Origin of the sequence: Natrinema altunense (assembly GCF_000731985.1) — an archaeon.
GTDB lineage: Archaea > Halobacteriota > Halobacteria > Halobacteriales > Natrialbaceae > Natrinema > Natrinema altunense.
In genome coordinates this window covers 1-12,423 of sequence record NZ_JNCS01000009.1, presented here as the reverse complement: position 1 = coordinate 12,423, position 12,423 = coordinate 1, and the positions used below count along the sequence as shown (strand labels likewise).

At 65.9% G+C, this 12,423-nt stretch carries 16 protein-coding genes; 6 read left to right on the top strand and 10 right to left on the bottom strand.

Annotation, left to right across the window (positions count from 1 at the left end):
• Positions 1 to 29: 29 nt before the first annotated feature.
• Positions 30 to 1,184, top strand: a complete 1,155-nt coding sequence (locus ALTAJ2_RS14390) for an ABC transporter substrate-binding protein (RefSeq protein WP_049899969.1) — start codon at positions 30 to 32, stop codon at positions 1,182 to 1,184.
• Positions 1,185 to 1,362: 178 nt separating this feature from the next.
• On the opposite strand, the gene ALTAJ2_RS14385 is transcribed toward ALTAJ2_RS14390, so the two are convergent.
• Positions 1,363 to 1,992 carry a hypothetical protein gene (locus ALTAJ2_RS14385; RefSeq protein WP_007108528.1) on the bottom strand — a complete coding sequence of 210 codons (630 nt, stop codon included), beginning with the start codon at positions 1,990 to 1,992 and terminating at the stop codon, positions 1,363 to 1,365.
• Positions 1,993 to 2,108: 116 nt separating this feature from the next.
• Between ALTAJ2_RS14385 and ALTAJ2_RS14380 the strand changes: the two genes are divergently transcribed.
• The 3 genes from ALTAJ2_RS14380 (at position 2,109) to ALTAJ2_RS14370 (ending at position 3,896) form a co-directional block, all read left to right on the top strand.
• On the top strand, positions 2,109 to 2,333 hold the full coding sequence (locus ALTAJ2_RS14380) for a hypothetical protein (protein ID WP_007108527.1): 225 nt from the start codon (positions 2,109 to 2,111) through the stop codon (positions 2,331 to 2,333).
• 94 nt (positions 2,334 to 2,427) lie between these two features.
• Positions 2,428 to 2,991: a thioredoxin family protein gene (locus ALTAJ2_RS14375; protein ID WP_007108526.1), complete on the top strand. Its 564-nt coding sequence runs from the start codon at positions 2,428 to 2,430 to the stop codon at positions 2,989 to 2,991.
• Positions 2,992 to 3,107: 116 nt separating this feature from the next.
• The gene (locus ALTAJ2_RS14370) at positions 3,108 to 3,896 is read left to right on the top strand and encodes an HpcH/HpaI aldolase family protein (RefSeq protein WP_007108525.1); all 789 of its coding nucleotides are present in this window, start codon (positions 3,108 to 3,110) and stop codon (positions 3,894 to 3,896) included.
• 51 nt (positions 3,897 to 3,947) lie between these two features.
• Here the strand turns inward: ALTAJ2_RS14370 and ALTAJ2_RS14365 are convergent, their stop codons facing one another.
• Positions 3,948 to 5,066 carry an NADH:flavin oxidoreductase/NADH oxidase gene (locus ALTAJ2_RS14365; protein ID WP_007108524.1) on the bottom strand — a complete coding sequence of 373 codons (1,119 nt, stop codon included), beginning with the start codon at positions 5,064 to 5,066 and terminating at the stop codon, positions 3,948 to 3,950.
• A 130-nt stretch (positions 5,067 to 5,196) separates the two neighbouring features.
• Here ALTAJ2_RS14365 and ALTAJ2_RS14360 point away from each other — a divergent pair, with 130 nt between their 5' ends.
• Complete coding sequence (locus tag ALTAJ2_RS14360) at positions 5,197 to 6,039, top strand: BtpA/SgcQ family protein (protein ID WP_007108523.1); 843 nt, start codon at positions 5,197 to 5,199, stop codon at positions 6,037 to 6,039.
• 20 nt (positions 6,040 to 6,059) lie between these two features.
• Here ALTAJ2_RS14360 and ALTAJ2_RS14355 read toward each other — a convergent pair whose 3' ends face one another.
• From ALTAJ2_RS14355 to ALTAJ2_RS14340, 4 genes are all read right to left on the bottom strand, one after another.
• On the bottom strand, positions 6,060 to 7,298 hold the full coding sequence (locus ALTAJ2_RS14355) for a tripartite tricarboxylate transporter permease (protein WP_007108522.1): 1,239 nt from the start codon (positions 7,296 to 7,298) through the stop codon (positions 6,060 to 6,062).
• Between the two features lie 157 nt (positions 7,299 to 7,455).
• A complete protein-coding gene (gene rpl12p, locus ALTAJ2_RS14350; RefSeq protein ID WP_007108521.1) occupies positions 7,456 to 7,803 on the bottom strand; it encodes a 50S ribosomal protein P1 in 348 nt (115 codons plus the stop codon).
• A gap of 18 nt (positions 7,804 to 7,821) precedes the next feature.
• Complete coding sequence (locus ALTAJ2_RS14345; RefSeq protein WP_007108520.1) at positions 7,822 to 8,862, bottom strand: 50S ribosomal protein L10; 1,041 nt, start codon at positions 8,860 to 8,862, stop codon at positions 7,822 to 7,824.
• Between the two features lies 1 nt (position 8,863).
• Positions 8,864 to 9,496, bottom strand: a complete 633-nt coding sequence (locus ALTAJ2_RS14340) for a 50S ribosomal protein L1 (protein ID WP_006187271.1) — start codon at positions 9,494 to 9,496, stop codon at positions 8,864 to 8,866.
• Between the two features lie 277 nt (positions 9,497 to 9,773).
• Between ALTAJ2_RS14340 and ALTAJ2_RS14335 the strand changes: the two genes are divergently transcribed.
• Positions 9,774 to 10,382 (top strand): hypothetical protein, encoded by a 609-nt coding sequence (locus ALTAJ2_RS14335; protein WP_049899966.1) that lies wholly within the window; start codon positions 9,774 to 9,776, stop codon positions 10,380 to 10,382.
• 227 nt (positions 10,383 to 10,609) lie between these two features.
• Here ALTAJ2_RS14335 and ALTAJ2_RS14330 read toward each other — a convergent pair whose 3' ends face one another.
• The 4 genes from ALTAJ2_RS14330 to ALTAJ2_RS14315 form a co-directional block, all read right to left on the bottom strand.
• Positions 10,610 to 11,098, bottom strand: a complete 489-nt coding sequence (locus ALTAJ2_RS14330; protein WP_007108518.1) for a 50S ribosomal protein L11 — start codon at positions 11,096 to 11,098, stop codon at positions 10,610 to 10,612.
• Positions 11,099 to 11,196: 98 nt separating this feature from the next.
• A complete protein-coding gene (gene cutA / locus ALTAJ2_RS14325; protein WP_007108517.1) occupies positions 11,197 to 11,499 on the bottom strand; it encodes a divalent-cation tolerance protein CutA in 303 nt (100 codons plus the stop codon).
• Between the two features lie 59 nt (positions 11,500 to 11,558).
• Positions 11,559 to 11,750, bottom strand: a complete 192-nt coding sequence (locus ALTAJ2_RS14320) for an HEWD family protein (protein ID WP_006187267.1) — start codon at positions 11,748 to 11,750, stop codon at positions 11,559 to 11,561.
• A gap of 131 nt (positions 11,751 to 11,881) precedes the next feature.
• Positions 11,882 to 12,423 (bottom strand): phosphoenolpyruvate carboxykinase (ATP) (locus tag ALTAJ2_RS14315; protein ID WP_144240255.1); only part of this gene is annotated, 542 nt, incomplete at its 5' end.

The following is a 12,423-nucleotide window of genomic DNA, read 5'->3' as shown; positions in this document are numbered from 1 at the left end:
TTTATCATATTTTAGGCCGGCCTAAAATCATGGGGATGGATGAGACAACACACGATGTCCCGACACGCAGAGACACGCTAAAATACGGCGCAACGCTCGCGACCGGCGTTTCCCTCGCCGGCTGTTCAGAGTTGGCCGACCAGAGCAAGCAGGGCGAGACAAGTGGGAGCGACTCGTACTCGGTGTCGATGGAACCGATGGGAAGCGTCACCTTCGAGACGGTACCCGAACGCTGGGTCGCGTACGACGGCGGATACGCGGATATGGCCGTCGCACTGGGGCAAGCTGATGGATTAGCGGGGCTCGGCGGAGCGAATCGGTACTACACCGACGTGTACGACGAACTTCCCGGAGTCACAGTCGATCGAGACGTCCTCGAGTCCTATCCGGAGGTCCGGACCAAAGAGGAGTTCTACGAACTCGACAGCGACGTGCACCTGTACGACCCACAGATGCTCATCAACTGGTTCGGGTGGGACGATGCGGATATCGACGAAATCACGTCGATGGTCGCGCCGTTCGTCGGCAACCTGATCTTCCGTCGATCGGACGAATGGCACGACTACCGCTACTACACGTTGTACGAGGCCTTCGAGAAAGTAGCGGCAGTGTTCCAACAGCGTGATCGCTACGAGGCGTTTCGCGAACTCCACACCGCGTTCATCGCGTCGGTGCAGGAGCGGCTCCCACCGGCCGACGACCGCCCGTCCGTCTTCCTCACGTTCGAGGGTTCCGAAGAGCCGGAGACGTTCTCACCGTACCGGCTCGACGACGAGGGGACGAGCAAGAAACAGTGGCGGGACCTCGGTATCCACGACGCGCTGGCGGGGACCGGAACCGAGAATCTCAGCACCACGAACCGGGGAAAACTCGATTACGAGAACCTGCTCGAAATCGATCCTGCTGTGATCCTCATCCGCGGCCACGAGCGGAAGTCCGCGACGGAATTCCGTGACACGGTTCTCGACTATATGCAGCGCCATCCCGTCGGGAGTGAACTCACTGCCGTACAGAACGGGCGCGTGTATCGCGGCGGTTACCTCAATCAGGGCCCGATTCACAACCTCTTCCTGACGGAACGAGCAGCGAAGCAACTGTTCCCAGAAGAGTTCGGCGATGTGACCGGCGACGAACACCTCTTCGATCGACAGGAAGTCGCGGACATCATCAACGGAGCGATCTGACCGAACGCACCCACGACCGACGGCAGTCCCGCAAGCGAGATCGGTTCTCGGAACGCGATACGAGGGCGCTCCGTCGCAGGCCCACACTCGAGCGGCCGCTCACCTGACTCGCGTCACGATACCGACGATCCCTCGGCTGCGCGATGGAACCCGGCGAGACGGCGCTGTCCCGGCTGTATCAGCGATAATTCTTGAACAGCAACGCCCGCACGTCGTCTTTGGTCTGGACCTGTTCCGACGAGCCGTCGGGGAGGTCGACCGTATACCGGTAGTCCGCCGAGTCCGATTCCCTCCACTTGTCGTCGTGGGTCTCGAGCAGGCTCATCATCTCGTCTAACATGTCGTCGTCGTCGGCCGAGCCGTCGCCGTCGTCGGCCGAACCATCGCCATCGCTTGCGTCCTCATCGTCGCCGTCGTCGGCGTCCGTGTCGGCGTCGCCGTCGTCCGATTCAGTTCCGGTCTCGTCCGCGTCGTCGGTCGGACTCGTCTCGCTCGAGCCGTCGGCGTCTCCCGTGTCGTCGGCCGGCGGGTCGGCGGCGTCGCCTTCGACGTAGGAGACTTCCTCGAGTTCGGTCGGATCGTCCCTGCCGTCGATGGCGGCACCGACGGATGCCGAAACGTCGTCGGTCGCCGAGGAGTCGAACTCGTCGGCGTCGATCTCGATCTCCTCGTCGAGGTTGTCGACCAGGAACTGGACGGCGTCCTGTTCGCGGACGAACCCGTACTTGCCGACGACCGATTCGGAAATTTCCTCGCGGAGGTGCTGGATGAACGCATACTGTTCGTCGGTGACCTCGAGCGTCTTCATACCCAGTCGATGCGGCCGGGGGTACAAATATGTAAGTCGTCACGGGGAACGCGAGGATCGACTCGCGACATCTGTCGCCGGAATTAAGTGAATCCGTCGGCCAGTTGCGAACACTCATGGACGAGGTACTCGAACTCGCCGATGTCGTCGCCGATTCGGAGCTCGAGGGGCTGTTCGTCTGGCTGCTCCGGCTGGTGGGCCTGCTGGCCATCCTGGGCGGACTCGCCCTCTGGCTGTTGACAGACATCAGCCTGGTCGTCCCGCTCGCCCTGCTCGTCGGCGGGGTCGCCCTGCTGGTCGTTCCGGGAGTACTTCTGGCAGTCGCGGAGCTGTTCGGATAGGGCGCGATGCCAGCGGCCGCGCGCCTTGAACTGCCCATGGAACCCGACTGCCCCGAACGTGACGATTAAGGCTGAACGACCCGAACGGTCGGCCATGGTTCTCAAAGAGTCCGACTCGGAACTCGAGGCCGGCGACCCCGCTCCCGCGTTCGAACTCGAGGGCGTCGACGGCGAGACGTACTCGCTCGAGAGCTTCGCCGACGACGAGGCGCTGTTGGTCGTGTTCACGTGCAATCACTGTCCGTACGCGCAGGCGAAGTTCGACCTGCTAAACGAACTGGCCGCCGAGTACGACGACGTCTCGGTCGTCGGGATCAACCCCAACGATGCCGAGGAGTACCCCGACGATTCCGTCGAGCAGATGCGGGCGTTCGTCGACGACGGCCGGGTCGACTACGACGCCTATCTCCGTGACGAGAGCCAGGCGGTCGCTCGCGCCTACGGCGCGGTCTGTACGCCGGATCCGTTCCTGTTCGCGCGCGAGGACGGTGCGTTCCGACTGGTCTACCACGGTCGGCTCGACGACGCCCCCAACCCCGACGACGAGCCGAGCCGGTACCACATCCGCGAGGCGATCGACGCCGTCCTCGCCGACGACCCGGTCGACCTCGAGTGGCAGCCCTCCCGGGGTTGTTCGATCAAGTGGACGGACGACTGACGTGGCCGTCCGCGGTTGTTTTTCGAGCCCTTCGACGGTGTTTCGACCCTTCGGTTCAGGCCGGGAACGCCGGTGGCCGCAGACTTTAGTCGCGGGCGAGCGTGACTTTCGGCCGTATGAGTCAGACACCGCGCGGCAACGCGCTCCGCGAGACGCTCGAGTCCGGCGAGGTCGCCCTCGGCGTCCTCGAGAACACGTATAGCCCGACGGTCGTCGAACTCTACGCGGCGCTGGGCGTCGATTTCGTCTGGATCGACCTCGAGCACGGCGGCCCGAGTCCGCGGGACGCGGGCCGGCTGGAGGAACTGCTGCGCGCAGTTGACGGCACCGAGACGGAGCTGTTAGTTCGGCTCCCCGATACCGACCCGTCGCTGGTACGGAAAGCCCTCGATGCCGGCGTTCGAAACGTCTTCCTCCCGCGAGTCGGCAGCGCCGAGGAACTCAGAGCGGCGGTTCGGGCCGGTCGGTTCGAGTACGACGGCGAACCCGGCCGCCGGGGCATGGCGAACCCGCGTGCCGGCCGCTGGGGACTGACCGACGACTACGTGACCAGCGAGGACGAGTCCGTTGTCGTCGGCGTCACGATCGAGACCCAGTCCGCTCTCGACGACCTCGACGATATCCTCGCGGTCCCCGAACTCGGCTTCGTCTTCATCGGCCCGCTCGATCTCTCGGTCTCGCTGGGCCATCCAGGCGAGTTCGATCACCCGGAGGTCGAGGAAGCCGTCGAGACGATCCGGTCGGCCGCCATCGAGGCGGACGTCCCGGTGGGCGGACTCGGCTTCGGCATGGACGACGTCAACGAAAAGACCGCGAACGGCTACCAACTCCTGAATATCGGGACGACGACGGGCGCGTTACAGTCCTCGGTCACCGGATGGCTGGACGGCTTCGACGGAACGTAACTCGAGTTCCGCTTTTTCGACCGGTTCGAACCCGGAATCGAGTCGATCGCGTTACCGCTGTGCGGCGCGCCGGTACTGGGCCGGCCACGCGTTCGCTGCCGCGTCCGGGTCACGCTCGAGGTCGTCGGCTGCGCGGAGGCCGAAGTACGGATCGCGCAGGAACTCCCGGCCCACGAGTACGAGGTCGGCGCGGCCGTTACGGACCAGTGCGTCCGCCTGTTCCGGTTCGGTGACACCGCCGACCGCGCCGACGGCGACGTCTGCTTCCTCACGGACCTGCTCTGCCAGCGGCACCTGGAAGTTCGGGCCGCCCGAAATCGACTGTTTGGGGTGGAGCCCGCCCGAACTCACGTCGACCAGATCGACGCCGAGATCGGCGAAGTCGTTCGCCAGTCGGACCGACTGCTCGATGTCCCACGATTCGCGGTCGTCGAGCCAGTCCGTACCGGAGATGCGGACGAAGACCGGCTTGTCGTCGGGCCAGACCTCGCGGACGGCCGCGACGACCTCTCGGACCAGCCGGGTCCGATTCTCGAAGCTGCCGCCGTAGTCGTCCTCGCGGGTGTTCGTAACCGGCGAGAGGAACTCGTGGAGCAGGTAGCCGTGGGCCGCGTGGATCTCCGCGATCTCGAAGCCGGCCTCGAGCGACCGTTCGGCCGCCGCGCGATAGGCCTCGATGACGCCCTCGATATCGTCCTGGTCGGCCTTCCGCATCGCCGGCCGGTCGCCGTCGAACGGCGGGTAAGCGTCGGGGGACGGCGAGAGGACTTCCCAACCGGACGCACCGTGGGGGTCGGTCCCGTCGGGCTGGATCGGGACGTGGCCCTCCCAGGGCCGTTCCTTGCTGGCCTTGTGACCCGCGTGGGCGAGTTGGATTCCGGGCAGCCCGCCCTGGTCGCGGATGAACTCGGTGATCGGCTCGAGCGCGGCCGCGTGTTCGTCGCTCCAGATCCCCAGGTCGTAGGGCGTGATGCGGCCGGCCGGCTCGACGGCCGTGGCCTCGGTCATGACGATGCCGGCACCGCCGACGGCCCGGCTTCCGAGGTGGACGCGGTGCCACTCGGTCGCGAGCCCGTCGCGCTCACACGAATACTGACACATCGGCGAGACGGCGATCCGGTTTTCCGCCTCACGGTCGCGCAATGATAACGGAGCGAGTACGTCTGTCATCGGCAAAACGTTACCACGCCGCCGAAAAAACAGCCGTGGAGGGAGCGGGGCTTGCCGGATCGTCAGTACAACGTGTCTCGTCCGGCGGAGCGATCCGCACTCATTTATTCGGCTCGCACCCAGCATCGATATGGCCACGGCCACAGCACTCTCGGAGCGATTCGACGCCGACCGCCCCGTTATCGGCATGGTTCACCTCCCGCCGCTCCCCGGCGCACCGGCTTTCGACGGCGACCGCCGGGCCGTCCGAACCCGCGCACTCGAGGATGCCACCCGGCTCGAGGCGGGCGGCGTCGACGGCATCGTCCTCGAGAACTTCGGCGACGCGCCGTTCCATCCCGATGACGTTCCGAAACACGTCGTCGCGGAGATGACGGCCGTCGCGACGGCACTGACCGACGCCGTCGACGTGCCGGTCGGGATCAACGTGCTCCGCAACGACGCCCGCGCCGCGCTGTCGATCGCGGCGGCCGCCGACGCCGCGTTCGTCCGGGTCAACGTCCACGTGGGCACCGCGGCGACCGATCAAGGTCTCGTCGAGGGCCGGGCCCACGAGACGCTCCGGCTTCGCGATCGGATCGGGGCCGACGTGGCCATCCTCGCGGACGTCCACGTCAAGCACGCGACGCCGATGGGACAGCGAGATATCGAGCGGACGGCCCTCGAGACGGTCGAGCGCGGCGCGGCCGACGGCGTCATCGTTTCCGGAGCTGGAACCGGCGTCGAAACCTCGCTCGCGGACGTCGAACGCGTCGCCGACGCGCTCGCGGAGCGGGACCACGATCGGGTTCCGGTGTTCGTCGGGAGCGGCGTGACGAGCGAGACGGTCACCGAGTGCTTCGACGCGGATGCAGACGGCGTCATCGTCGGCACCGCACTCAAACGTGGTGGCGAGACGACTGCTCCGGTCTCACGGGAGCGCGTCGAAGCGCTCGTCGCGGCTGCTCGCGATGCCACCACCAGCGACGACTGACGGTGAGGACGGCGAACGGATCAGAGGCCGAGCATCAGCGGCCCGATCAGTACGCCCATCAGGTGGACGCGGCGACACCGCACCCGAACCGGCACCAGGCCGATCGCGGTCGCGACGGCGAAGATCCCGATACCGACCGGGCCGGTAAACAGATACGACAGGGCGAGCAGGACGGCGAGGACGGCGACCGATACCTTCCAGTAGGTCAGCCGGCCGATCACCTCGAGATAGGCGTCGCCGACGACGATCACGACCGCGAACCCGATCAGCCCCGCGAGGACGACGCCGGCGAGCAGGATCGGTACCTCGAGCGGCGCGGCCGTCCGTTCGAACGCGACGATCACGCCGGTTCGGGGCTGACCGATCGCGACCAGTGCGAAGAGCGCGAATATCGTATTCGACGTGTCGACGCCGCTGGTCGCGACGATGTAGCCGCGGTCGCTGGCTCCGTTCGGGACGAGCGCCAGCACCCCGACGGCGGCGATCGCCGCCGTGATTCCGGGCAGGTAGCCGACCACGGCACCCGCAAGCGCGCCGGCGACGGCGGTGACGCCGACGAACGGTCGCGAGGCCCGTACGCCGTCGCTCTCCTGTCGCGGGATCCCGCTGCCCCGGATCGCGTCGATCAACACCGGCGCGCCGAAGAGGCCGGCGAAAAGGGGCGCGAGCGTGCCACCCGCCTCGAGCGGGGCGTCCGTGGCGAGATCCAGCGTGAGCGCGCCGAGGCCGGTCGCGAGCGCGAACGAGAGCAGCCCACCGACCCGGCCGCGCCACGTCGGTTCCGAGGCGACCAGCGCGACCGCGACGAACGCAAGAACGAGCGACAGGTGGGCCCGGAGCGTCGGATAGACGGCCGTCACGGCCCAGGTGACGGGAACGGCCAGCGGAACCGCCGCGATCACGGCGAGGATGCTGCCGAGCGCGGAGAGCCGAACGGCCTCGTAGCCCCGCCCCTCGAGAACCATCCGATGGCCCGGCAGTGCGGTCACGGCCATCTCTGCATCGGGAACGCCGAGGGCCATCGCCGGGACGGCGTTACAGAAGGTGTGGACGACGCCGGCCGCGAGCATCGCACAGCCGACGAACAGCGGCGGCGCGGGGACCGACGGCGCGGCCCCGGCCAGCAAGAACGCGAAGTTGTTGGCGTGTACGCCGGGAACGAGCCCGCTACAACACCCCAGCAGCGAGCCGGCGACCACCCACGCGAGTAGTTGGAGCGTCAGCATCGGCTCGGCGACGACCTCGACTGGGGTGGGCATCGCCGACTGTGGCCGCGCCTTCCGTTATAATGTCTCGGCTCGGCGGAGCGATCGAGTCCTGATCCGCCGCGTCCCCGCGGGCGGCGTTGCCACTCGTCGCCGAGCATCGATAAAAATCGGGATTGGAAACTCGTCGAAACCGGATCGACGGGACGCGTTATCCGAAGAGTTCGCCGAGACCCTCGCCGTCGGCCTCGTCGTCATCGTCGTCGTCGTCCGTCGTGTCCGGCACGTCGCTGGTCTCCTCGGCCTCTTCTTCCTCGTCGGCGTCGTCGGCAGCGGCCTCGCCACCTGCGGCACCGCCTGCGGCGGCCCCGCCGGCGGGGACGGCAGCGGCCTCGGAGACTGCCTCGTCGATGTCGACGTCCTCGAGCGCGGCGACGAGCGCCTTGACTCGGGACTCCTCGACGTCGACGCCGGCAGCGTCGAGCACGTTCGTCAGGTTGTCTTCGTTGATCTCTTCGTCCGATTCGTTCAGGATGAGTGCAGCGTATACGTATTCCATTGTTGGATCCTCCGTTGATTAGCCGAACATCTCGCCGAGACCGGCCGCGCCGTCGCCGTCGTCTTCGTCGTCATCGTCGGTCTCGGCGTCTTCGGTCTCGGCCTCGTCGTCAGTCTGGTCGTCTGCCGATTCGTCCTCGTCGTCGGCCGCCGCCGGTTCGGCGGGAGCCGCGACGTCCTGAAGCTCGTCAGGAAGCGCCTCCTCGTCGTCGATCTGGCCGGCGAGCGCACGCAACTGTGCATCGGCCTTGCTGACGAGGTCGGGCATCAGGTCTTCGTCCTCGATGGCGGCCTGCAGGCCGAGGCTCTTGGCCTCGCCCGTCGCCTTGGCGATGAGCGTCGGGGCCGTCGTCGCGGTCGGGAAACTCGCGTTGATCGAGAGGTTCCGAGCGCGGGCGGCGGCCGTCGACACGTCGCTCCGGTAGGCCTCGACGTCGATGTCGAGGTCCTCCGGATCGAAGAGCACGCCCTCGGCGATGACGGCGCGCAGATCGAGCCCGACCTCCTTTGGCTCGATTCCGAGTTCATTGAGGACGTTTGCCAGATCGGCGGAGACTTCCTCGCCGGCCTCGAGGACCGTCGAGTCCTCCATGACCTGGATCGATCCGTCTTCGATGCGCGCGTTCGCGCCGATACCCTGAAGTTCGCCGACGAACGGCCCCGGGTCGACACCGGTGTCCCCTTCGGGGATCACGATGTCGTTCGGGGCGACTTCGCCTTCGTTGATCGGCGCGGGCGTCTTCGACGCCTCGAGTTCCTTGTACAGCGAGAACGGGTTCTCGTCCGTCGCGATGATGCCGACCTGACCACCGATGTGCTCGACGAGGTCGCCGAATCCGGCGTCCTCGAGGGCACGCGTCTGCAGGGTGTTGCGGCTGACGCGCAACACGGCAGTACCGTGCAGGTCGCGACGCATGTCCTGGAGCTGCTTCGAGGGAATGCCGGCGATACCGACGACGCCGACGCTCTCGTACTCGTCGATGATTCGTGCGAGTTCGTCGACTTCCTCTTTCTTCCACTGGGGAAGGTTCTCGGTTTTGCGTTCAGCCTGTGCGCTCATTCTAGGCCACCTCCACGGACGGCCCCATCGTCGTCTTCACGTAGACGGCGTCGATATTCTGGGGCCCCTTCTCGAGGTCGGCGTGCAGGCGACGCAGGATGACGTCGATGTTGTCGCCGATGTCCTCGGCGTCCATGTCTTCGGCACCGACGAGCGTGTGGAACGTTCGTCGGTCGCCGGAGCGAAGCTGCACGGTGTTTTTGAGCCGGTTGACGGTTTCGACGACGTCGTCGTCGGGCGAGAGCGGGTCCGGCATCTTCCCTCGGGGACCGAGAATGGTACCCAGGTGCCGGGCGATGTCTTGCATCATCGCCTCTTCGGCGATGAAGAAGTCCGTCTCGTTGGCCATGTCTTTGGCCTCGTCGTCGTCCAGATCGGCCACGTCGTCCACCGAAAGCACCTCGTCCGCGGCCTCCTCGGCGCGGACTGCGGTCTCTCCTTCGGCGATGACGACGATCCGAGTCTCCTGGCCGGTTCCGGCCGGCAGGACGATCGACTCGTCAACGCGGTTCGACGGTTCGTTCAGGTCTAGGTCGCGCAGATTGATCGCGAGGTCTACCGTTTCGGTAAAGTTCCGATCGGGCGAATCCTCGAGTGCGCGCGCTACTGCTGTTTCAATATCCGAATCTGCCATCGTTCACCTCCGTAGTACGCAGGACTGCTCCTACGGGTCAGTGAAACAGGCGATGCCTGTCTCCCTTGAACCGAGGGCCAACCCGAACTTAAACCCGTCGAACTACCAGTACGCTCGGCTCGCGGTGGGGTCCGTCCGTCGTCTCCGCGGGGACCGTCTCGGCGAGACGGACAGCCACGCGGCCGCGTTCTTCCCACCTCGTTTCATCACAGTAACGTATTATTCACGCTCACAACAACCGAAAACTCTATTATACGTGCCAATGTATAATGCATCTATGTGGCCAGTAGACTTATATACTATCATCGGTCGGGCGGGGATCAGTTCGGTCGCCGTGCTGGCACCGGCCGGCGGTGAACTCGAGGCGTATCGTTCGCTCGAGCCCCTCGTTCGGATGGGCGTTCAGTTCGCCGCGACCGCCCTCGTGGCGATGGTCGTCTTCGGATTGGCACAGAACAGCAGCAGACGGGCAGTGTCGAAATCACGCCAGAGCCCCATCATCTCGCTTTGCGTCGGGATCCCGGGGTTCCTCGTCGTGGGCGGACTCGCGAGTACGGGATACCTGATCGTCGATACGGACATCGGGACGTTCTTCGGGATTCCGATGGTGATCCTCGGCGCGGTCGTCCTCCCGGCGGCGATGGCGATCGGCTGCGTCGCGATCGGCCGAACCGTCGCCGCGCGGCTCGGTGACGACCGGCTCGCGACCGGGCTGCTCGTCGGGGCGCTCGCGAGCGGGGCTGCCGGACTGTCGCTTCCGGCCACCGTCGCTCTCGTCGGGCTGGCCGGGACGCTCGGAACCGGTGCGTTCATTCGGGTTCTATTCGGAGCGTCCGGGACGACCCGTCCCGACGATCGGACCGTCCCGCCCGCGAACAAGATCTAGGTAGCCGTCCCAACTGCGTCCCTGCTCCGGATCGTCGGCTCGACGGCCGTTTCGTTTGTCCTCCATCCGCCGGCATCGAGCGCGAACGTCAATACTACCGACCGATACTGTCGGTGACGGCAGTTTCGAGGGGACACGGAAACCGGCCGGCCGTCACGGTGTGCCAAACGGTGTCGTCAGCGCTACCGGCCGTCCACGAGAACGGAGAAGTACTCGCTGCGCCGCCTTCAGGCGCTCGCTTCGCCGGCGAGCACGTCGTCGTACTCGCCGTCGTCGACTCGCTGCTTGAACTCTCGAGCGTCGTTGCCCTCGATGGTGACGCCCATCGAGGCGCAGGTTCCGACGACTTCTTTCGCGGCGTTGATCGTGTCGTAAGCGAGCAGGTCGGGGTGTTTCTGCTCGGCGATCTTCTTGACCTGATCGACGGAAAGGTCCGCGACGAAGTCCTTCTGGGGCTCGCCGCTCCCGGTCTCGAAACCGGCTTCGTCTTTGATCAGTGCCGCCGTCGGCGGGACACCGACGTCGATCTCGAAGGAGCCGTCCTCCTCGTAGTCGACGGTGACGGGGACTTCGGTCCCGTCGAACGCTTCGGTCTGGTCGTTGATCTCCTGTACGACGGCCTGCACGTCGACGGGCGTCGGTCCGAGCTCGGGACCGAGTGGTGGGCCAGGGTTGGCCTGGCCACCCGGAACGAGCACTTCGATGGTTCCAGCCATACCCGTGATAACCCGTGCGCGAGTTTTAAGGGTTGCTAATTCGGGCAGTCATCGTCTGTGACCGTCTGCCGTACGCAGGCCGAACGGGTGCCGTCCCGTCAGTCGACGCGTTCCGTTCGCCACGCCGCAAACGACTCGAGAACGTCGCTCTCGTCGAAGCGCTCGATACAGGGGACGTCGTAGGGGTGGCTGTCGCGAACGCGGTCGACGAGGGCGTCGTAGGCGTCGTCGGTGGTCTTCGCGAGCAACACGACTTCGTCGTCGCGGTGGAGTTCGCCCTCCCAGCGGTAGGTCGATGTCGTCGACAGCCGGTTGACACAGGCCGCGAGTCGCTCTTCGACCAGCGTTTCGGCGAGTTCGTCGGCCGCTTCGGGCGGTGCCGTGATGTAGACGGTCGGCATGGAAAGCGCTACGAACCAGTCGGTGAAAAACGTCCATATCGTCGCCCGCGGCGCATCGGCTAACTGTCGGTCGCGTCGACAGGCGTGAAGGTGCCGGTGATGTCCCACTCGTGGATGCAGTGTGGGTTGCCGACCTGTTTCTCGCCGCCGTCGCGGGCGATCTGCCAGGCCTCGAGGCGTTCGTCCCACTGTTCACCTCGACCACACGATTCACAGATTCTCGCGGTCGGTTTCCGCACTTGGGTACTCATTACCGAACCGTGAGAACTCGACACATATAACGCTGTGCGTGTGCGGCAAGTACTGCCACCCTCCGGGGATCGCAACGGGTCTGAAAACCGGGAGTATCGTTCGTGCACCGGGACGTGCGGGACGCGATCGATCAGTAGACGGCGTCCCTGATCTCCTCGCGGAGTTCGTCGAACTGCGCCAAGTACTCGCGACGGTCGGTTCGCAGGTCCGCCAGCGCCGCCTCGTAGTCGTCGACGTGGTCGGGGACGTAGTAGTCGTCGACATCGAGTCCCGGGACGGATTCGGGGATCGTCAGCCCCATCCGCTCGTCGTGGGTCCACTCGATAGTGCCGCGGGCGGCCTCCGTGAGGATCGTCACGGACTCGGTGACGCCGATATCCGCCGATCGATCGCCGAGATAGCCCGTGTTGATGACGTAACAGTCGACATCGAGGATGTCGATCAGTTCGTGGAAGATGTTCCCCTCCTCTCCCTCGGAGCCGATGATGAACGGGTTGGTCCCGACGACGCGGATCGACTCACCCGCCCGGGACGGATCGCCCGCACTGGTTTGGATCGACTCGCCGAGCATGAAGGCGACGGCAGCCTGCTCCTCGTCGAGTTTGGCGACCGGGGGCATCAGGGGGTTGCGGGTGATGAAGAAGACCTGGTCCATGCGACCGAGGTCGATCT